This window comes from Streptosporangium sp. NPDC000239, from assembly GCF_040300765.1.
Lineage (GTDB): Bacteria > Actinomycetota > Actinomycetes > Streptosporangiales > Streptosporangiaceae > Streptosporangium.
This window is the reverse complement of record NZ_JBEPEI010000023.1, coordinates 1-20141: the sequence shown is the minus strand read 5'-3', so window position 1 is coordinate 20141 and position 20141 is coordinate 1. Positions and strand designations below refer to the sequence as shown.

General features: G+C 71.3%; 13 protein-coding genes and 1 pseudogene. 5 read left to right on the top strand and 9 right to left on the bottom strand.

The window, feature by feature from the left end; genetic code table 11:
• Positions 1 to 24 precede the first annotated feature (24 nt).
• Complete coding sequence (locus ABT340_RS36680; RefSeq protein WP_352015518.1) at positions 25 to 771, top strand: CRISPR-associated endoribonuclease Cas6; 747 nt, start codon at positions 25 to 27, stop codon at positions 769 to 771.
• A 437-nt stretch (positions 772 to 1208) separates the two neighbouring features.
• Positions 1209 to 5516: an nSTAND1 domain-containing NTPase gene (locus tag ABT340_RS36675; RefSeq protein ID WP_352015517.1), complete on the top strand. Its 4308-nt coding sequence runs from the start codon at positions 1209 to 1211 to the stop codon at positions 5514 to 5516.
• Between the two features lie 151 nt (positions 5517 to 5667).
• On the opposite strand, the gene ABT340_RS36670 is transcribed toward ABT340_RS36675, so the two are convergent.
• Together ABT340_RS36670 and ABT340_RS36665 are read right to left on the bottom strand one after the other, a co-directional pair.
• The gene (locus ABT340_RS36670; protein WP_352015516.1) at positions 5668 to 7209 is read right to left on the bottom strand and encodes an alpha/beta hydrolase; all 1542 of its coding nucleotides are present in this window, start codon (positions 7207 to 7209) and stop codon (positions 5668 to 5670) included.
• Between the two features lie 94 nt (positions 7210 to 7303).
• Entirely contained in the window at positions 7304 to 7780 is a 477-nt protein-coding gene (locus ABT340_RS36665) for a hypothetical protein (protein ID WP_352015515.1), read from the bottom strand.
• A gap of 66 nt (positions 7781 to 7846) precedes the next feature.
• Here ABT340_RS36665 and ABT340_RS36660 point away from each other — a divergent pair, with 66 nt between their 5' ends.
• Positions 7847 to 8545 carry a helix-turn-helix domain-containing protein gene (locus ABT340_RS36660; RefSeq protein ID WP_352015514.1) on the top strand — a complete coding sequence of 233 codons (699 nt, stop codon included), beginning with the start codon at positions 7847 to 7849 and terminating at the stop codon, positions 8543 to 8545.
• Here ABT340_RS36660 and ABT340_RS36655 read toward each other — a convergent pair.
• The 7 genes from ABT340_RS36655 to ABT340_RS36625 all read right to left on the bottom strand — a co-directional run bounded on the left by ABT340_RS36655 (position 8524) and on the right by ABT340_RS36625 (position 17718).
• Positions 8524 to 9177, bottom strand: a complete 654-nt coding sequence (locus ABT340_RS36655; protein WP_352015513.1) for a class I SAM-dependent methyltransferase — start codon at positions 9175 to 9177, stop codon at positions 8524 to 8526. The two genes, ABT340_RS36660 and ABT340_RS36655, sit on opposite strands and share 22 nt — an antisense overlap.
• 154 nt (positions 9178 to 9331) lie before the next feature.
• Positions 9332 to 9679 (bottom strand): CU044_2847 family protein, encoded by a 348-nt coding sequence (locus tag ABT340_RS36650; RefSeq protein WP_352015512.1) that lies wholly within the window; start codon positions 9677 to 9679, stop codon positions 9332 to 9334.
• Positions 9676 to 11061, bottom strand: coding sequence for an ABC transporter substrate-binding protein (locus ABT340_RS36645; RefSeq protein ID WP_352015511.1), 1386 nt, complete (start codon positions 11059 to 11061; stop codon positions 9676 to 9678). Before ABT340_RS36645 ends, ABT340_RS36650 begins: the two co-directional genes overlap by 4 nt.
• Positions 11058 to 12212: a GlnX family signal transduction membrane protein gene (locus ABT340_RS36640; RefSeq protein ID WP_352015510.1), complete on the bottom strand. Its 1155-nt coding sequence runs from the start codon at positions 12210 to 12212 to the stop codon at positions 11058 to 11060. The genes ABT340_RS36645 and ABT340_RS36640 overlap by 4 nt, the downstream gene beginning before the upstream one ends.
• Entirely contained in the window at positions 12209 to 13693 is a 1485-nt protein-coding gene (locus ABT340_RS36635; RefSeq protein WP_352015509.1) for a vWA domain-containing protein, read from the bottom strand. The genes ABT340_RS36640 and ABT340_RS36635 overlap by 4 nt, the downstream gene beginning before the upstream one ends.
• Before the next feature lie 60 nt (positions 13694 to 13753).
• Positions 13754 to 16045: a serine/threonine-protein kinase gene (locus tag ABT340_RS36630; protein WP_352015508.1), complete on the bottom strand. Its 2292-nt coding sequence runs from the start codon at positions 16043 to 16045 to the stop codon at positions 13754 to 13756.
• Positions 16042 to 17718 carry a trypsin-like peptidase domain-containing protein gene (locus ABT340_RS36625; RefSeq protein ID WP_352015507.1) on the bottom strand — a complete coding sequence of 559 codons (1677 nt, stop codon included), beginning with the start codon at positions 17716 to 17718 and terminating at the stop codon, positions 16042 to 16044. Before ABT340_RS36625 ends, ABT340_RS36630 begins: the two co-directional genes overlap by 4 nt.
• Before the next feature lie 537 nt (positions 17719 to 18255).
• Here ABT340_RS36625 and ABT340_RS36620 point away from each other — a divergent pair.
• The gene (locus ABT340_RS36620; RefSeq protein ID WP_352015506.1) at positions 18256 to 19245 is read left to right on the top strand and encodes a class I SAM-dependent methyltransferase; all 990 of its coding nucleotides are present in this window, start codon (positions 18256 to 18258) and stop codon (positions 19243 to 19245) included.
• A pseudogene (locus ABT340_RS36615) lies at positions 19242 to 20141 on the top strand (hypothetical protein); the annotation flags it as partial. The gene ABT340_RS36620 and the pseudogene ABT340_RS36615, both read left to right, overlap by 4 nt.

The window sequence follows — 20141 nt, the reverse complement described above, 5'->3', positions numbered from 1 at the left end:
GAGAGGCGGAACAGGCGGGAGGAAATGATGCGGTTGCGGATCGAGGTCACCACGGGGGCCACCGAACTCGCGTGGACGAAGGTGCTGTCCCCTGGTCGTTCCCTGCTCTACGACCTGCTGACACGTGAGGTCCCCGATCTCGGGCGGCTCCTGCACGCGCGGGGGGCCGGGCCGTACGGCATGGTTCCGCTGGGGCACGGCGCGCCGGTCTTTCCCAGGGCCGCGCGGGTCAGGGGCAGGTACGCCGTCGGCGGCCGGGGACACGTGGAGCTGGGCAGCCCCCTCTTCGAGGCGGTGACCGCGATGGCCCAGGGGATCAAACGGCGGGAGCTGCTGGACTGGGGCGGGGCGGCCTTCCGCATCCTGAACGCCACCCTGGTCGAGCCCCCGGCGTTCACCTCGGGTCGTGCCCTCTTCAGGACGCTCACCCCGGTGGTGGTGAAGGGCGCGGGGAAGGACGAACAGGGTGAGCGCGTCACCCGTCAGGCGTGGCTGCTGCCGGCCGACCGGGAGTTCCCGACGTGCTTCCAGCGCAACCTGCGGCGCAAGGCCGAGACGCTGGGCCTGGACCCGGAGGTTTCGCTGACCCGGATCACCTGGGTCGGCGCCAGGCGTTCCTTCTCCGTCGGCTCGACGGGCCAGGTGCGGGGCGGCAAGTCCGGCGCGCCGGTCGAGGTGGAACTGACCGGCCCGCCGGAGACCCTCCAGGCGATCTGGAGCTGGGGCCTCGGCGAGGCCAACACCGCGGGTTTCGGCTGGATCGCGGGGTGAGAGATCTCCGCCCCTCTGTGGTTCCCACGCTTTTTTCGCGGGTCTGGCCGTATGAGATTCCCGCTTTTATCGTGGATTCGGTTGCGGTTTGACGAACCGCGAGATCCGCTGCCCAGACCGTGTTTATGATTTCGGAGTCCGAAGGCTGGAGCAAGGTGTGAAGACAGCCTGAGGTGACGTGGATCGTGCGCACCACCTGTCAACAGCACAATCGACTGAGAACCGGCTGAGCGGAATCGGACGCCTCCGGACGTCTCGATCCTGCTGATCACCGCTGATCAGTTTGGCGAATCACACTCCCTCTTGATTTCGGTGTCTCGCCGTCCCCGAAGCGAACGTCGTCATCGCGAGTGCGGCGATCGCAGCCGATTTCTCGGGAGCCTACGTGAAGGCGCGGCGAGCGGCCGACGTCCGGCCTGAGGCGCGGAGGAGGTCCGATGGCGGAAGCCGTACGGGCGTGGTCGAGCAGTCCGGACGAAGCCATGGCCATGGCGGTCGTCCAGATCAGAGGACGGGACGGTGTCGGGGGCGGGGCGGGCTTTCTCATCGCTCCGGATCTGGTGCTGACCTGCGCTCACGTGGTTTCGGACGCGTTGGAAAGGCCTCGTGATGAGGCTGTGGCTGAGGGAACTCCAGTCACGGTCGAGTTCTCGCTACGCGCGCTCCCACCCGGCGACGACGCTCGTCCTGTGTGGTCGGCCCGGGTCGAAAACTGGGTACCGATCAGGGCCGAGAGAACCGGGGACATCGCCGTTCTCCGGCTGCCGGAGCCCGTACCCGGCGCCCGTCCGCTTCCCATGGCCGATCCCGACAACGTGCGGGGTGGTCAGGTGCGCGTGGTGGGGTTTCCCAGGGACGCGCCGGGTGGGATCTGGTTCGAGGGCAGGCTCAGCGGTGCCACGGGCGAGGGATGGGTGCAGCTGTCGAGGTCCAGCGGGCAGGTCGCCCACGTCAGGCCCGGTTTCAGCGGCAGTCCCGTCTGGGACGACGCGCTGGGTGCGGTGGTCGGTCTGCTGGTCGCCGCGCAGCCGGTGGGCGACGCCCAGCAGGCCTACGCACTGCGTACCAGGACCATCGTGCGGGAGGTCCCCGAACTCGGTCCCGTCATCGACCCGCCTTCTCCCTTCAGAGGGCTGGAGCCGTACGGAGAAGGTGACGCGGACTTCTTCTTCGGGAGACAGGAGGACATCGGCAACATCGTCAAGGCTCTGCGCGGAGCGCGCACCGTGACGGTTTACGGACCTTCGGGGTGCGGCAAGTCTTCGTTGGCCCTGGCCGGTGTGGCGCCCCGGATACGGGAGGACGGACACGAGGTCCTGGCGTTCAACGCCGGGGAAATCTCCTCCGTGCGGTCGGCGCTGGCCACCGAGCTGTACGAGGCCGCCAGGTCCGGGCGGTACGGCCCCGTGCGCGCGCGGAGCGCCGACCAGGTCGAGACATGGCTCGCGGACAAGGGGCTTGCGGACACGCTCCACCGCGCCCGTGGTACGGCTTCCGGTGGTCTTCTCGTCGTTCTTGACCAGGCAGAGGCGCTCCTGAACCGTCCCCAGGCCGAGGTCGACGAGCTCGTCGACCTGTTGTTCCCGCAGCGGCCGACCGCTGGAGTGCGTGTCCTGACCACGTTGCGCTCTGACCTGATGGATGCGGTTCTGAAACACCCACGGCTGGGGCCCGCCCTGCTCGGCGGGGCGACGGTACCGCTGGCCCCCATGTCCTCCGGGCAGTTGGAGGAGGTGATCGCCAAGCCCGTCGAGCGGCTCGCGGCCGTGGAATACGAACCTGGGCTGGCCCGGCGCATTCTGGACGACACAGGTGGCGAGCCGGGCGTTCTTCCACTGCTGGGGTTCGTCCTGCAGAAGCTGTGGGAGCAGCGGAACGGCGGTTACCTGCGGGACGCGGCCTACGAGGAGATGCAGGGTGTGTCCGGCGCGCTGGGACACCACGCCGAACGGGCCTGGGCGGACCAGGTCGACGGCAAGCCGGAGCAGGAAAAGGCGGCGCGACGGCTGCTCACCAAACTGGTGCGGATGCTGCCCGACAGCCAGATCCTGCTGCGTCGCAGGCTCACCCGGGACGAGGTGGACGAGACGCAGTGGGAGCTAGCCAAGGCTTTCGCCGAGCGGCGGCTGCTGGTGCTGTACGGCGGTGAGGGGGAACCGGAGAGCGCGGAGCTGGCCCATGAGGCGCTGATCACAGCCTGGCCTGAGCTGCGGCAGCAGGTGGAGGCGGACGGAAAGCTCCTGACCGGGCAGGCGGAGCTGGCCCATGACCTACGGCGCTGGCAGCACGGCGGACGGTCGGCGAACCTGCTGCCGGACAGAGAACAGTTGGAGGTCATCGATCAGTGGCTGGGCGGGCGTGAGGGTGAGCTGACCAAGGAACAACGCGAGTTCCTGGCACTGGCCCGGCGGCGGAGCCGGATGTCGCAGCGGCGAACCCATGCCGTGCGGACCGCGCTGACCATGGTGTTCGCGCTGATCGTGGGCCTGGCCACCTTTCTCGTCGATCAGATGCTGGTCAGCGCGGAGCGGGCGGACGAGAACAGGTCACGGGCGCTGGCGAGCTTCACGGCGGAGATGGCCAAGGAGGACCCGGGACTGGCGACCCTGGCAGCTGCCGCCGCCTACGAGATCGCGCCGACGCAGGAGGCGCGTAACGCGTTGTTGCAGCGATATGACCAACTCAAGGACGCCGTCTGGATGCTGACCGGAGTCCAGGGGCCGATCCGTGCCGCCGGGATGAGCGCCGACGGCATGGTGACGCTGGCTTCCTCCGAGCTCGGCCGTGCGACGTTGTTCCTCCGCCAAGCCGGCGGAAGGATTCTGCGCAAGCATTTCGATCTGGCAGGGTACGCGACCTTTCCGCTGGTCAGCAGGGACGGTCGGCGCATTGCCTATGTGCTGGAGGGGACCGGCACGACGATCTGGCACGAGGTGCGCCACACGGCGCACGACATTGTCCTGGGACCGGCGCACCGGCTGTACGGCACCGCTCCGCAGAGGTACGTCATGGGAGGAATCTCCGGTTCCTACAAGGTCATCGACTTCTCGCCAAACGCCGACCGGATCGCCACGGTGATCTCCGATGGGCGGCTGCAGGTGTGGGACCTGGCGACACAGCGGCTCAGGCAACTGCCGGGGCGACTGCCCGAACTGCGGCAGGTGTGGTTCGGCCCGGACGAGAACACGCTCGTGGCCGTACGACTGGGCGACGGGAACTCCCCGGTGTCCATCGATCTCCGCAGCGGCTCCGTACGGGAACTGGAGAACGGCCGGGGCATGTCGGAGACGGATCTGACAGAGGCCGAGGTGTCGGCTGACGGGAGGGTCCTGGCCCTGTGCAGGAAGCCCTCCAGCGCGAAGAAGGCCGTCTACCAGATCCTTCGCGTGTCTGACGGGCACAGGATGACGCGTTATGTTCCGTCCGCTGACTACAGCTCATGCCAGGGGCTCGCCGTCGACCGGACGGGCGAACGCGTCGCGGTCAATGAGGGAGAAGGGAGGTGGACGCTTCTCAGCGCACGGCCGGGTACCTCGCCACAACGGCTCGAAGGTCCTGTCCTCGCCCTCGGAGACAGGGCGGGTCCCCTGCTCGGTACGCCGGACGCCCCCGTAGTGGTTCGTCGAGACAAGATCAGCATGATCGGCTGGCGGATGTTCGCCGACGATGGGCTGCAGGTGTTCAGCCCGCCGCTGCTGCTCGACCAGGGGCGCACCATGCTGGTCCGTGTCGGGGAGAACGGCGCCGGGACCGCTGATCGACTGGTGATCAAGGAGACCGGAGGGCAGGAAAGAACACTCTCCGAGGTTCACATTCCCGCCACGCCCCCTGACCCGGGACTGCTGTTGACCATAAACCGCGCTGGGACATTGGTGGCCGATGTGACCGACCAGAACAGGGTCACGGTCTATGAGCTTCCGCACCTGCGCAGAGTGGCCGAGCTCACCGCCCGTATGCCCCCCGCCGGCAAGAACGGGAAACGACTCCGGGTGACCTCCTTCTTCTTCACAGACGAGGAACTGGTGACGGTCTCCGGAAGCGTGATCGAACACTGGAACGCCCGTAATGGTCGGCCTCTGTCCGACCCGTTCGACATTTACGGTTTTCTCGGCGGAGCCGACCTCAGGGAGCTCTCGGTGGGTCCGTACTACGAGCCGGGATACATAAAGATCACGAACGCCCATGATCACACTCTGCGGGCCGTCCGTCTGGCGACCCACGTGGAGAACCCGGATCTGCGGATCAGCCTGGGGCCCGATCTGATCACCGCGGCGATCGAGCCCAGTGGTCGCTATGCCATCGTGCTGACCCGAGGCCTCATGGTCGAGTTGTGGTCGGTACAGGACCGTCGGCGAGCACGGAAGATACTGGGCCCGTTCGGACCCATGGAAGCAGAGAAATGGCAGGTGGGGATCATGGAGAACGACGGATCGGAGAGTCCGGGATTCTTTCTGGCCAACGGAAGTTCCGTACGCCTCATGAGGATGACCGGCTCCGGTGACGTCGAGGTGACCTCCTACAACTTCGCCGGCAAGCAGGACTTCATGGAGGCTTCCGACAACGGCAGGGTCCTGCTGAGGAACCGTAAGCCCACGGAGTACACGGCCCGAGGATCTGTGGAGCTGTTCCGGCTCGATCCTGAACTGTGGAAGTCCCACCTGTGCGGCGTCCTTGGACGTGACCTCAGCGAGGACGAGCGCCGCAACCTGCCACGAGGCGTACCGGACGTCGTCTGCCCCGCCTGACGGCGGAGCGACTCCGGACGTCAGGAACCGAGGCCGGCAGGAGGGCGGGAGTGAGGACCGGTGCGGGAACCCGGTCCTCATTCCCGCCAGGAGCCACCATCAGAGCGCGTCGTCAGGAGCGTCTTTCCGGCCGACGCGCGCGAACCGGGGACTACAGGGGAGAGGTCCAGCCGGGCATGTGGGGAAGCGGGGAGACGAGCTTGCGGAGGTTGTCGGTCCCGGTGTTCGGCGGGACGGCCGGGCAGCGGGCTCCTCGGGCGGGGAGGGTCCGCGAGATCAGGTAGGAGTCGATGGCGCCCGTGGCGCACGGTCCACGGCCGTAGACGATGTGACCCCAGCCCTCGTAGGTGAGCAGGCGCCCGGAGCGGCCGAGCTGGCGGGTCGTGCTCACGGCCCACGGGTAGACGGTGGCCGGGTCGTGCAGCGAGTTGGCGACCAGAAGCGGCGTGTCCGTACGGACCCTCAGCTCGTGCTGCGGGTTGGGGATCGAACTCGGCTCTCCCAGGCACGTGAAGACCGGGAAGACCGCGAGGAAGCTGTAGCGCATGTCGGGCGCGATCCCGCCCAGCCTGCGCAGGTGCCTGTCGTACTCGCGGAAGTCGCGGACGGGCAGCCGGTAGTCCTCACAGAAGATCTGGAAGGGGTTGGGGCTGACGTCCTGGGCGCTCTTGGCTGCCAGGGGCGTGGGCAGCTGCCCGGCGGTGGCCTGGCCGGTGTCGAGGGCGGCCAGCAGTTCGGAGAACGGACGCCAGGTGTCGGCGCTGTAGAAGTAGTCCAGCGCGGTCCAGCTGAGGACGAAGGGCGTCAGCAGGGCGCCGGGCTGACCGGGGACACTGAGTTCGCCGCGGTCGGCCCGGGCCATCAGCCCCTTCCAGAGGGTTCTGACGTTCCCGTCGTGCTGGAGGCAGGCCTCGTCACGCTCGCACCAGGCCACGAACTCGTTGAAGGCGTCCTGCGCGCCCCAGGTCCCGGTGTCCATGAAGGTCCGGGTGTCGACGCTGTGGTCGATGACGCTGTCGAGCACGAAGGCCCGGACCCGCCGGGGGTAGCGCTCGGCGTACTGCTGGCCGAGGAGGGTGCCGTAGGAGATGCCCCAGAAGGACAGCTTCTCCTCGCCCAGCGCCGCGCGGAACGCGTCGAGGTCGGCCGCGGCGCTGAGCGAGTCGACGTGGTCGAACACCGGGCCGGTGCGGGCCCGGCAGTCGGCGCGCAGCCGCCTGCTGTAGGCCACGGCCCTGTCGAACTCGGCCTGGCTCTTCACGATCGGGTCGGGGGCCTGCTGCAGCAGTTCCGTCGAGCAGACCACCGGGTTGCTGCGGTTCGTGCCGCGCGGGTCGAGGCTGACGACGTCGAAGCGGCGCAGGGTCTCCGGGGTGAGGATCTGCGGGCTCGCGAGGACGAGGTCCACCCCTGACCCTCCGGGGCCGCCCGCGGCCACCACGAGCGTGCCGATCCTGGCGGCAGGGTCGGTGGCCTTGCGGCGGGCGACGCCCACGTTGAACGTCCCGGCCGCCGGACGCCTCCAGTCGACCGGTACGGCGAGCGTCCCGCACTCCGCGCCCGAATCCTCGGGGCAGGGGGCCCAGGAGATCGCGGCGCTGGGGGCGGGGGTCCGTGTGGTGTCCGCGGAAACCGGGGTGAAGGTGGATAAGGGGATCGTGAGCCCTAATAAGAGGGCAAATGCCTTACGCATGTCTTGATGATCGCCTATTTCCGGCGAGCGATCACCAGACGGAGGTACGGACCGTTTCCTCCCTTCGGAGGATCAGTGGACCGGGTCCCCGGTGTCACATGTTCACGCGTGTCCTGAACCGCTCGTGCGCGCTCTGCTTGGAGATCCCCATCGCCTCTCCGACCTGCGCCCAGGACGCGCCGGACTCCCGGGCCCCGGCGACGGCCTGGTCGAGCAGGACGCGCTGCCAGCCCTCCACCTGGGACAGCAGCGTCAGGGCGGCCAGCGGGCGTTCCGCGGCGAGTCGTGCGATCCGCTCGTACAGGAGGTTCGACTTGACCACCAGTTCGCTGGGCGGGGCGGCGGCGATCAGCGGGGCGGCGTGCCTGCTCCACCACCGGTACTCCGTCTCCTTCGCCCCCTCCCGCGTGGGCGGGAACCGGCGCTGGTCGGCCCATCCACACGAGCAGGCGGCCTGGTAACCGACGAACTCCTTGACGAAGGCGCTTGAGGAGGAGGCCGGTTCGCCGTTGGGCAGCACCGGGGCGGCGAAGCCCTCGTGACCGGGGATGTCGGGGCTCATGAACGTCATGTTCGTCAGGATATCCTGACGAATCCCGGTCGGCGCAAGGAAGTCGTACCGGGCAGAATCGAAGGGATGAACCCACAGGAGGGGCCGACGCCCCGGTTCTCCGTCGGCGAGGGGTACGCGGTGTACCAGGGCCCGACACCGGACGGCTCCTTCCACCGGCACGCCGCCTTCCAGATCGCCGTCGCGGTCCGGGGCGAGGTCTCCATCGTGGACGCCTCGGACATCCACCACCGGGCCGTGACGCTGGTCGTGCCGCCGATGGAACGGCACCGCATGCTCGCCGCGACGGATCTCGTCGTCTTCTACGTCGAGCCGCACTGCGTGTTCGCCGACCGGCTGCGTGAACACCACGGGGACGGCGTGACCCCCGCTCCCGAACTGCGCGGCCTGCGCGCGGAGGACATCGGCAGGGCGGGCGCCCGCCCGTCGGGTGAACTCGACCCCCGGCTGGTCGAGGCGCTGGACACGCTGTGGGACGGAAACGTTCCCATGCCCGTGCTGGCCGCGACGGTTGGGCTCTCCCCCCAGCGGTTGCGCGCCCTGGCACGGCACCAGGTGGGCATGCCGCTGACCCGCTGGCGGGTGTGGGCTCGGTTGCGTCTGGCGGCTGAGGCGTTGCAGGCGGGACGCTCCCCGGCCGAGGCGGCGTTCGCGGCGGGCTTCGCCGACCAGGCGCACCTCACCCGCCGGATGCGCGAGATGACGGGCCTCACGCCCGTGGCCGTACTGTCGCTGCTGCGCGGTCAGCCCTTGCGCGCGACGTAGATCGAGATCGAGCCGGTGGCCGTGGAGACCACCTCGGCCTCGTGCACGTCGCGGAACCCGGCGGCCGACATGAGACCGGGAAGCGCGCCGTCGGCGTTGGGCTGGGTGTCCTGCCTGCCGTCGGCGAACTGGACGGTCAGGAACGCCAGCCGCATCAGCTTCGTTCGCTGCAGCCCGTAGTCGGCGATCACCAGCCTCCCGCCCGGCCGCAGCGCCGTGGCCATCGACGCGAGCACCGCCCGCTTCACCGGCACCGGGCACTGGTGGAGCACGAGGCTGGACACGACGGTGTCCACCGAGGCGGCCCCCAGCAGGCCGGCCAGTTCGTCGCCCATGCCGGTCTGCCAGCGCACCGTCACACCGGAGGCGGCGGCCTTGCGCCTGGCCGTGGCCAGCACGTCGGAGTCGGGGTCGAGGCCGATGATCCGCGCCCTCGGCTCGACGCGGGCCAGCGTCACCGCCAGCGAGCCGGTGCCGCATCCCACGTCGACGATCACGTCGTCGGGGCGCGGCGCCACGTACATGGCGGCCAGCGCCCGCCACAGGCGTTCACGCGTCAGCGCGACCACATGGTCGTAGAACCGGGTGGGGGCGAAACGGCCGAGGGCGGGGGTGAAGGTGTTCTCGCTCATGCCCGGCAGTCTCGTCCGCGCGCCGCGGCCCGGTCTTGAACGAACCGCTCGCGGATGTCCGCAGGGCCCGGGTGGCGGCGGTCGGCGCGCCACCGCCGGGGGGACGGGCGCCCCGGGCGGCCGTGTGGCCGTCGCCCGGGACACCGGTGGGAGGTCAGGAGGGGTCGGAGAGGATTCTCAGGCGGGGTTCGCGCTGCCACTTGACCCGCACCTCGAAGTGGCCCTCCGCGCCGGTCTTGGCGATCACCGCCCCGGCCTCCGCGCTCAGCCTGACGCCGAACTGCAACTCGACCTCGTCCGGTGGTACGGCCATGGCCTGGAACTGCTTCAGGGCGCTGGAGGCCGCGTCGCGCACCCCGGCCAGGGCGCCCTCGAAGGAGACCTTCGCCTGGGCGAGGCCGCCGTCCCTGCGGGAGAGACGTTCGAAGCCGGGGGCCGGGTCGAGTTCGACGAGCACCGAGCCCTCCTCACCGTCGATGTCGAAACGCACCAGTTCTGTCATGGGGTGACTCCGTTCGGTTTCACGGGCCGGATGGGCCGGCCGGGCCGGTTGAGGGGGCCGGGGCAGGAGAACGACAGCAGGTCCTTCCGCTCCTGCTCGTTCGGCCGCCACCTGTTCTTGACACGGTCCTGGACCCGGTCGAGTTCGGTGAGCAGGTCGGGCAGCCGTTCCGGGGCGCTCAGATACTCGATGACGGCGTCGCCGAAGGCGTCGCGCAGGGCGGGCGGCATCAGGTCGGAGGCGTCCAGGCACACCATGGCCGCCCCGTCGAGGGTGTCCGCGACCTTCCTGCCCACCGGATCCTTGACGGAATGGACGTCGGGGGGCACTCCCAGGTTCGCCGAGAAGGCGGCACCGGCCGGGATGGCGGGCCAGATCCGCTGGGCCTCGTCACCGGCGAGGAACCTCATCAGCTCCTTTGCCTGCGGGGTCGCGTTGAACATCCCGGCGAAGTCGGCGGAGACCACCACCGACCGGCGAACGGCGCCGCCTTTCCCGGAGGGAAGGGACGGGAAGGGGAAGAAGTCGACGTCGCGGCCCGACGGGTAGGTGACGATGACGAAGGACGCCTGGTGTTCGAGGAGACAGCCGGGCGGGTCGCCGAACAGCCCGAGCCCGGCCTCACTGAAGTCGGTCAGCAGCGCGACCCTGCGGCCCTGCCGGTCGAGGCCGGAGGCGTCCAGGATCCTCCCCCACGTCTCCCATGCCTGCCGTACCTCGTCGGAGGTCCACGCCAGCGTCCCCGAGGCCCACTTTCGGTACTTCTCGGGACCGACCTGGTGCAGCAGGATGTCCTCGATCCAGTCGGTCCCCGGCCAGCCCGCCGAACGCAGGGCCTGCATCCCCAGACACCAGACGCTCCGTGCCCGGCCCCCGGTCCGCAGGGAGAGCGGGTCCCGCATCTCCTGGGGGGAGGGCCACCAGCGCGACCGGTCGTACCAGACGAGGCTCTTGAGGTTGACCTTGAACGGCACGGCGTACACCTTCCGGTTCAGCCGCAGCAGCCACGGCCGCCCGTACTGGTCCTGCCGGGAGACCACCCCGTCCAGGGGGAGGAGGTCGCCGCTGTGGGCGTACTGCGCCAGGTCACCGGTGCTGGGCAGGATCGCGATGTCCGGGGGTGTCCCGCCCCGCAGGTCGGAGCGGAGCGTCTCGTCGATCGCGCGGGTCCCGGTGTACTCGACGTGGATGCCGGTTCTGTCCTCGAAGGCGGCAAGGACCTTCCCGAAGTGCTCGGCCTCGGTGCCGGTCCAGGTCGCGAGCACCGAGACGGTACGGCCTCCGGGCAGCGGCGCGCACGCCGTGGCGTACACCGTGGCGCCCAGCAGCGCCAGCCCGGCGACGATCCTCGTGGTGACCCTGTGGAGCGTTCTTCGTCTCATCGTGGCCGGTACCTGTACTCGTTGAGGCGTGGGTGGATGCCACCCCAGATCAGCGCCCCGGCGGCGGCGGAGAGCAGCGGGATGAGGAAGACCAGGCCCGCGTACTCCGTGGCGTCCCGCATCCGGACGTTGACCTCTCTGATCTCGGCCGCCTCCCTCGGGACCGGTGGTGGGGGGACGTCGCTCCGTACACGCAGTTCCTTGGCGACCGTGGGGCCGCACGTGCCCGGCGTGCCGCAGACGGGGTCCAGCAGTCGCGCCAGCCGTTCGTCGCCGTAGTCGTGCTCCGCCTCGACCCCGGCCTTCCTGGCCTCGGCCACCCTCCGCGTCATCGTGCCCGCCTCGTCGAGATCGGCCCCGGAGAAGTAGGCCGGTGAGGTCGCCGCCGCCAGGACGAGCACGAGCGCGGTGGCCGTGAGCAGCCGGGGGTTCAGGTCCCGGCGGAAGCGCCGCCGCAGGAAGACCTGCGTCCCGCAGAGCAGGGCCAGCGTCGTCAGGAGGCAGAGGCCCCAGCAGACCGTGGCCGTCCACATCGCCCAGGTGGACGGGAACTGCGCGCGCAGCCATGTCCACTGCCGTTCCTGGGCGTCGTCGAGCGTCTTGAGGATGCCCTGCCTGTCATGGTGCATGAGGCGGGAGGCGCCCCAGAGGTAGGTCGCGCCGACGGTGCCGTCCCCGCGCCGGTAGTGCTCCCCGGCCTGCTCGACGAGGGTGGTGTAGACGGCCAGCATCCCCTGGGCGAGTTGCAGGTCGTCGCTCCTGCCCGGTACGTCGTCGGCGACGTCGTCCCTGGCCGCCTGGGCGAGGTTGAGACCGGCGGTCTGGATCTGCTCGCGGTACTCCTGCTCGGCGGGCAGGGTGAGCGTGGCCCCTCCCGGTGATGGAACGCCCGACCCCGAAACACCCGCCTCTGAGGTACTCGGCCCCGGGGTGCCGGGTTCCGAGGTGCCGAGGAAGGTCTCGACGGCGGCCCGGTCGGCGGTGGCCAGCGCCTGCCGGACGCTCGATATCTCCAGGATCGCGGAGATCGCCCTTGAGTCCGCGGTCTGGTGCACGCCCTGGAACAGCCAGAAGGAGGTGACGAACAGCGCGGCGACGGCGACCGTCAGTACGGCCCGGAGGCGCCACAGGGTCCTGCGCGTGGTGCTCACCGGTCCTCCGGGGGCAGCTCGTCGGGAGCCTCCGATTTATCCGATAAATCGGATAAATCCTGCAGGGGGAGGCCGCACTGTTCGCAGAACAGGGAGTCCGCCCGTGGCACACGTGAGCAGTTCGGGCACCGCCGCCGCGCGGCCACCAGCCGTTCCTCGGGCTCCTCACCGAGCCGCCGGGAACGGGCACCGGGGCTCAGCGTCGAGTGCCACGAGCTGAGCTGTGACCCCTTCATGTCCCTGGGGTCGATCCGCTCCCTCAGCCGCACCAGCCCCCGGGAGGCGTCCACGACGTGGACCAGGTGGGACAGCCACCGCAGGTTCCTGTCGTTGCCGAGTTCCGTCGCGAGCCGTACGGCCAGGCCCCACGCCCGCTCGGCCTCGGCCCCGTCGCCGGACTCGTAGGCCAGGCGGCCCGCGTCGATCGCCTCCCTGAGCGCCAGGTGCCGGGTGTGGTGGCCGACCTTCGGGTCGACCCGGGAGGACAGCGCGGGCTCGTCGGTCCAGTGCACGAGGATCGGCGTCCCCACGGCGGGCAGTTCGACCTCTCCGGAGGCCCCCTCGGCCGCCGCCAGGTCCACCCGGGCCAGCCGCAGGTCCTCGCCCCTGTCACGGCCGGTCGGATCGACGTCTATGCGGACGAAGTACTCCCTGCTCTCCTCACCCCACGGCCCCGTCCCGAACTCCACCGTCCCGTCGGTCCGTACGAGCCGCCCGGTGAGGTCGGCCTCGACGGGGAAGACCTGTTTGACGTAGCGGACCTCGGCACCGGGCAGCAGCCTCAGCCTGACGCGCAGGTCGGGGACACCCCTGCGCATCGCGGAACGCGTCATCTCCCGGAAGTCGGCCACCAGGTCGGCGTCCTCGCGTACGGCGTCGGCCGTGCCGTTGAGCCCGGTGACGACGCGCAGCAGCTCCTGTGACGCCCAGCCGTCCCCGATGCCGCGGGCGTCGCAGGAGAAGAGTCCCGCGCAGGCGTCGAGTTCCGCGTCGAGCCGTTCCCCCGGCTCGCTCTCGTTGCGGCCGTCGGTCAGCAGGATCGCGTGCCTGATCACGGCGGGCCGGGTGGCGAGGACGCGCCGGGCGAGCCGCAGCCAGGTGCTCATCGCCGTGCCGCCGCGTTCGGTGAGCCGCCGCACCGCGGCCTTCGCCTCGGCTCTGACCTCCGGCGTCGCCACGGCCAGCCCGGGGGCGGGCGGGTAGACCATCGCGGCCTCGTGGTTGCCGGAGACGACGGCGAAGAACGCGCCGTCGCGCAGCGTGTCGATCGCCGCCGCGCTCGCCCGCCTGGCCGCGCCGATCTTCGTGCCCGGCCTGCCCATGGAGCCCGAGGTGTCCACGAGGATGACCTCGGCCACCGTGGGGGCGAGCCCGTCCAGGCCGTGCGCGCCGATCGTGAGCATGGCGTGCATCTCGCCGGCCGTGGCCCGCAGGTACTTGTTCTGGCCCACTTCGAGGGTGAAGGCGGGGCGTGCGCTCATCCGTTCCTGTTCCTCCTCATCGCCGGATCGTCGCCGGATCGTCGCCGGATCATCGCCGGGTCACCGCCGTGTTCTCGGGCGGACCGTGTTGGCGAGGTCGATCAGCGCGTTGTGCCGCCGGGCGTCGTCCGCCTGCTGGGCGAGCCTGCGCAGGGACTCCTCAAGGAGCGCGCGCTGGGCCGCCTCACCGACCGGGTCGGCCAGGACCGGGGGGCCGTACCCGCGGGACACCCCGGTCCCGCCGCCGGTCGTGCTCCCGGGCCTGGTTCCGGTCGCGCCGGGTACGGCCCGCCGTCCCCCGCCCTCCAGCACCCACTCAAGCGCCGCCTCCTGCAGCGCGGCCCGCAACCGGGCGCGGGCGTCGCCGTCCCGGTCGCCGCCGTCCAGGTACAGGTCGGGCAGCCGGTCGATCACCTCGCCCAGGTCCGCGGCCGTCGGCAGGCACGCGCCCGCGCCCGGTCCGCCGGGCAGCCGTCCCGCGTGGATGCGCACCGCGGCGATCCTGGCCGCGTCGAAGTGCCGCGAGACGCGGGGCACCTGGTCGAGGATCCGTACGGCCTCGCCCCTGGCGCCCTCGGCCAGGTGGATGCGGGCCAGCCCGAAGGCCGCGCTCACCTGGGAGCGGTCACGGTGCCACACCGCCCGGTAGTGCCGCGCGGCCCGGTCCGGCTCCCCGAGGTGCTCGGCGCAGAAGCCCAGGGCCAGCTTGGGCGCGTCCTCCCCGGGCAACGCCGTGTAGACGGCGTCGAACCGCTCCAGCGCCAGGTCGGCCCGCCCCTCGGCGAGGGCGAGGAGCCCGTGGTGCCAGGCCGTCCGCCAGTCGTACGGCGCGCCCTCGCCGAGGACCGTCCCGGCCCTCTCCAGGCACCGCCCGGCCTCGTCGATCTCGGCCAGTTCGAGGTGGGCACGGCACATGAGCAGGTACGCCTCGGCCGACTCCCGCCGCAGGGCGCCGAGCGTGTCGACGAGCCGCCGGGGGTCGTCGACGCTCACGTTCGCCAGGTGACCCGCCTCGGGGTCGTCGGGGTTCACCCGGGGCGTGGGCAGCCGGACGGCGCCAACGGAGGGCGCGGGCCTGCCGGGGTCCAGCAACGCCGTACGGCCCGCGGGCCCGATCCAGTGGTCGAGCGGCGGCACCGCCCCGAGCCCGGCGTCGAGCAGCGCGGCGGTCGGGGTGAAGACCGTGGACGGCTCGGGACGGGGAAGGCCGTCACGCAGGGAGAGGATCTCCCGCAGCACACCGCGCAGTTGCTCGGCCATCTCCGCCGCCGAGGAGAACCGCTCGGGGAACGGGGCGGTCGCGCGGCGCAGCAGCCGAAGGAACGACTCGGCGCCGGGGGCGTCCTCGGCCTGCCAGCCTCCGGGGAGCAGGGACTCCAGGGTGCGGCCGACCGTGTGGAGGTCGGACCGTACGGTCAGCCAGTGCTCGTCGATCTCCTCCTGGGAGACCTGGAAGTCACGGGTGTGGACGAGGGGGGAGGTCCGGTCGCCGATCCAGCGGGCCGCGCCGAGGTCGATCAGCTTGACCCGGTCTCCGGTGTGCAGGACGTTGTCGGGTTTCATGTCGCAGTACAGCAGGCCACGGCGCCCCGAGCCCGCGTCGGCGAAGCCGTGCAGGTACTCGAAGGCCGACAGGATGCCCAGACCGTAGGAGATCACCTGCTCGACGGGCAGGTCACCGGTGGCGGCGACCTCGTGCAGGGACCGCCCGTCCACGTACTCCATGACGATGTAGTCGGTCTCGGTTTTCGAGCGCGGGTCGGGGTGGGTGACGAAGTTGAGGATGCGGACGATGTTGGGGTGGTGCAGGACGGTGAGGATCTGCCGTTCCCGTACGGCCACCCGCCTGGCGTGTTCGTCGCCGTCGCCGATCAGCCCCTTGAGCGCGACGTGCAGCTCCAGCCCGGTGTCCCAGGCGAGGTAGACCCAGCCGAGACCGCCGTGGGCCAGGCAGCCGAGCACCCGGTAGCGGTCGACCATCTCACCGGGCAGCAGCTTCGGTCTGAAGGAGTACGGGGTACGGCAGAGCGAGCAGACCCCCTCGAAGAGCGGCGGCTGTCCGAGGTAGCCGCCTCCGACGACCCCCGCGCAGCCGGGACGCGCGCAGGGCCGTCCGTGCTCGGGCGGGCGGGGGGCGGGATCGACACGGCTGAGCGGGTCGGTCGCGGGAAGCACGGGTAGCGGGACCGTACCGGAGGTGCCGTGGGACCTGGCCGGTTCCTCAGCGGCCCCAATGACGCCGGCGGCCCCGGTGGCCCCGGCGGACGGCGGGTCGTTCCTGTGCCCCCGGGCGTCGCAGTAGCCGGTCTCGTCGACGACCCCCGTGCAGCCGGGGCGCGCGCAGGGGGTCATCCGCCCCCGCCTGCCCTGCCGGTCGCGCGCAGGCGCCTGACGGCCGTCTCGTAGTGCCTGACCAGGGTGCCCGCCCGGTCGACGTCGCAGGGCCGCCGGTCCCACAGCAGTTCGTGGGCCTCGTCGTAGAGGCGGCCGAGCTCGATGTCCTCGGCCAGGCCCGCGCCCGCCGCCAGGGCCTTGCCGGTCTCCAACCGGCCGCGCAGCTCGTCCCTGCGGCCCAGGGCCTCCCGCAGGCTCCGGCCGTACTCCTCGATCCGCGCCGCCGCGCGGCCCTCGCGGCGCAGGAGTTCCTGGAGCTCGCGGGCGGTCCAGTGCTCCTCGGGCGCCGAGTCCGGATGCCGCAGCAGGCGGAGCCGGAACGCGGCGACGAGGTCGGGCGGGTCGGGCACGCCCGCGACACGCGGGGCGACCTCCCGCCAGTGCTCGACGGCGCGTCGCTCGGCGGCCCCGAGCTTGGCGACCAGGTCGGCCAGCTCGCCGAGAAGCCGCAGGACGTGCGCACGCTCGGCGCGGGCCGCCTCCGACTCAAGGGAGCGCGCCTGGTCGAGGGCCGGGGAGGCGTCACGCCCGAACACCAGCAGCAGCCGGGACCGCTGCTCGGCGAGCGGCCGCAGCAGGGTCTCCACGAGGGAGACCGGGTCGTCGGCCTCGTCGATGCCGTACACGACGATGGTCATGGACGGGACACCGTCACGCACCCGCCCGGCCGCGGCGCCGGGAGGGCCGGGGATGCCGAGCCGGTCGAGGATGCGCAGGGAGATCGCCTCCACGGTCTTCCCCGAGGCGTCGACGGCAAGGTCGAGGCTGGCGGCGGGGGAGACGGTCCCCGGGGGCGCGGAGACCAGCACCCCGTCGGGCGGGCGGTGCTCCCGGTCGGAGGAGACGATGACGCTGCGCAGCGTCCGCGACTGCCCCGGGCCGCCGCCGGTGATCACGCGTACGGCGCTCGGCGCGCGCAGCCAGTCGGTCATCCGCTGGGCGAGCGCGACGTCGGGGACCAGTGGGTCGTAGTCGACGGCCGTCTCCGGATCGACCGCGCCCGGCCCGTGCACCCACCGTCTGGTCCGCGGCAGGTAACGCGCGACGGTCTCCACCGGGATCATGTAGGCGAGGTTCGCCGGGCCGCCCCTGCGCCCGCCGACGACCACGCCCATCACGTGGTCGTTGAGCTCGTTGAGGACGGCCGCGCCGCTGAACCCCTGCCGGGGCTCGCCGGGACGCCAGTCGTTGAGCTGCACCCACTCGCCACGCGGGCCGCAACTGCCCGCCAGCCGCATGGAGGCCCACAGGCCGTCGGGGTGGTCGTGGGGGAAGCCGAGCGCGTGGACCTGGGTCCCCAGCGGGGTCGCCTGCCTGCGCAGGGAGGCGCCGCAGCCCTCCGGCTGGTCCTCGGCCAGCCGGAGCAGGGCGAGGTCGCCCTCGCCCGCCTTTCCCTCGGGAATCCAGTGGTCCGGTTCGACCCGGCCGGTGGTCGTCGCCCCGGGGCGGGTGGTGAACTCGACGACGACCTCGGTCTCCGGCGGGGCCTGCCCGTCACCGGCGACGTGGGCGCAGGTCAGCACGTGCCGGGTGCCGACGAGCATGCCGGCGCCCAGAATCCGGCCGGTTCCGGCGTCCCTGATGCGCGCGTGCCAGGGGAAGGGGACACCGGCGGTTTCGGTCGGGCGCACTCTGATCAACTCCAGGCGGCCGGTGGGGGTCGGCCCCCGTCTCTCGAATGGTGATCGGAAAGGCGGATCGACCGGGGGTCTCCGCCTCTGTCTCGCTTTGGGGCGACGGTAATGCACCGTGTGCAATTCGTAAAGGAATGCGGGTCAGGCTGCCGGGTGATTTCCCGCCGTTCTTATCGGCTGGCCGGATATGGCGATATGTGTGGTGCCGTACGAGGGGTCTGCCGTCCTTCTTGTGGTGGTTTGTTGGCCCGCATCCGACGGGGCGGGCGATGTTCTCCATGGTCCTGCGGATCGTGGGGTGTTTCACGCGGAAGGCGGTTCCCCGGATGCCGGGTGAAATTCTCCTGTCCCGTATTCGGGGCGCGCAAGCCCTTGGGACGGGGTCGGCAAAGGCCGGGCCAAGCACGGAACACCGTCTTGAACAGGCCACTACGTTATTTTCACAACGTTGCCCGTTGAATGGCCGGTGGCGCTGGAATGCGATCCATGCGGGCAATTTCCCGAAAGGCCCAAGTACGTATGCCGTTGATAAGAATGCCCAGCCGTACAATCAGGGTCGCCGCCGGTGTGGTGATCGCGATCACGGCGCTGTCCTACAGCGCGGGAGACTTCGACCCCCGCCTGCCGGTCGCCCTTTCCGCCGGGTTCGCAGCCGGGACGGGCTGCCTGGCGTTCGCCGTCGGGCGCTCCCTGACGCGCGCGCTGCGGCGGGGTGAGGCCAAGGTCGGCCGGATGTGCGGGGAGCTGAACCGCGTCGGGCGCAGGGTCGGCTCCCTTGAGAAGAAGGGCGAGGCACGGCACGCCGAGTGCCTGCGCTCCCTCACCAGGACCGACCAGCTGGTCGAGGACGGCTTCGAGCGGGTCGGCGGGCAGCACCGCTCCCTGGAACGGGAGATCGGCCGCTCGTACACGCAGTTCGAGGCCTTCGCCGACCTGCGGTCGCTCATCACCCCCCGCGCTCCGCTTCCCCCGCTCAGAGGCTGGGCCGCCTCCCCCGACGTGCTGCGGATGATGACCGGGTGGATCCTCAGGACCAGGCCGAAGACCATCGTCGAGTGCGGCAGCGGGTCGTCGAGCGTGTGGCTCGGCTACGTCGCCGAACGCACCGGGGCGAAGGTCGTCGCGCTCGAACACGAGCCGCGCTACGCCGAGGCCAGCCGCGACCTGGTCCGTGCCCACGGCCTCTCCGACGTCGTCGAGATCCGTGACGCGCCCCTGCTGCCCTGGCTGGAGGGGATGGAGACCTACCTGTGGTACGACCGGGAGGCGCTCGTCGGCGTCGAGGACGTCGGCCTCGTCTTCGTGGACGGGCCACCCGGCGCCACCGGGCCCGCCGCGCGCTACCCCGCGCTTCCGCTGCTGCTGCCCCGCTGCTCCGAGCAGGTCGCGTTCTTCCTCGACGACGCGGCCAGGGCGGACGACAAGGTGGTCAGCGACCGCTGGGTGCTGCGCTTCCCCGAGGTGACCCGCACCACGCACCCGGCGGAGAAGGGCCTGGACGTCTTCGTCAGGGGCGGCATGTGAACCGCGAGGTGCTCGGCTGCCACATCGGGTTCGAGGAGAGCCCCGCCGTACTGGCGAGACTGCGCGACGGGACGGACGCGACCTGGACGGACCTGGACGCCGTCCCCGCCGACCATGTGATCGCCGAGGAGAGCGAGAGGTTCCTGCTGCTCGCCAGGACCCCCGCCGACCTGCGCAGGGCCGTGCCGTACGGGGGGATGCTGCCGCGGGTGCGGACGCTGACGGTCATGGTCGCCGAGACGCCGCCGTGGCGGGTGGCTCCGGTGCCCGTCCCCGACGGGGCCGCGTTCTGGCGCGCGCTGCGCGAGGTCCACGTGAGCGGCGGACGGCCGCCCGCCTGGGCGTGGCGCGTCGAGGTGACCTTCGGCAGGGCCGTACCGGCGGGGGAGGTGCTGCGCGCCGTGACCAGGGGGCTGGGCGGCACGGCCCGCGAGAGGCTGCACGGCCCGGTGGTCGCCCTGGCGGGGACGGGGACGGCCCACTGGCGCCCCGGGGACCCCAACGTCACCCCCACGCCCCTGTCCGGCCCCGTCCCCGCCCGGCGGGACGCCTCGGGCGGAGACCTCTGCCTCCGCGCCGCCTCCTCCGGGACACCGGACTGGCTGGGGGAGGGGCCGGCCCCGATCGACCGGCGGGAACCCGCCCGCCGTGCCGCCTCCCGGCTCGTCCCCGCCCGCCCGGCGCTCCTCGCCCAGGCCAACCTCGTCCCCGGCCCCGTCGCGCCCGTCCCGGACCTGGGACCGGACCTGGGACCGGGCCTGGGTTCCGGCCCTGGTCCTGACCCGGGCCTCGAACCGGGCTTCGGGCAGGGTCTTGAGCCGGGCTTCGATCCGGGCTTCGGGTCGGGCGTGAGAGGGCCGGGTCCCGCCACGGTCCTCGGCCCTCTCACGCCCGAC

What these genes read in the sequence shown, in the direction of transcription:
- ABT340_RS36650 (WP_352015512.1), bottom strand. Translation starts at nt 9,679, where the DNA reads ATGACAGAACTGGTGCGTTTCGACATCGACGGTGAGGAGGGCTCGGTG.
- ABT340_RS36645 (WP_352015511.1), bottom strand. Translation starts at nt 11,061, where the DNA reads ATGAGACGAAGAACGCTCCACAGGGTCACCACGAGGATCGTCGCCGGG.
- ABT340_RS36665 (WP_352015515.1), bottom strand. Translation starts at nt 7,780, where the DNA reads ATGACGTTCATGAGCCCCGACATCCCCGGTCACGAGGGCTTCGCCGCC.
- ABT340_RS36675 (WP_352015517.1), top strand. Translation starts at nt 1,209, where the DNA reads ATGGCGGAAGCCGTACGGGCGTGGTCGAGCAGTCCGGACGAAGCCATG.
- ABT340_RS36660 (WP_352015514.1), top strand. Translation starts at nt 7,847, where the DNA reads ATGAACCCACAGGAGGGGCCGACGCCCCGGTTCTCCGTCGGCGAGGGG.
- ABT340_RS36655 (WP_352015513.1), bottom strand. Translation starts at nt 9,177, where the DNA reads ATGAGCGAGAACACCTTCACCCCCGCCCTCGGCCGTTTCGCCCCCACC.
- ABT340_RS36670 (WP_352015516.1), bottom strand. Translation starts at nt 7,209, where the DNA reads ATGCGTAAGGCATTTGCCCTCTTATTAGGGCTCACGATCCCCTTATCC.
- ABT340_RS36620 (WP_352015506.1), top strand. Translation starts at nt 18,256, where the DNA reads ATGCCCAGCCGTACAATCAGGGTCGCCGCCGGTGTGGTGATCGCGATC.
- ABT340_RS36635 (WP_352015509.1), bottom strand. Translation starts at nt 13,693, where the DNA reads ATGAGCGCACGCCCCGCCTTCACCCTCGAAGTGGGCCAGAACAAGTAC.
- ABT340_RS36680 (WP_352015518.1), top strand. Translation starts at nt 25, where the DNA reads ATGATGCGGTTGCGGATCGAGGTCACCACGGGGGCCACCGAACTCGCG.
- ABT340_RS36630 (WP_352015508.1), bottom strand. Translation starts at nt 16,045, where the DNA reads ATGACCCCCTGCGCGCGCCCCGGCTGCACGGGGGTCGTCGACGAGACC.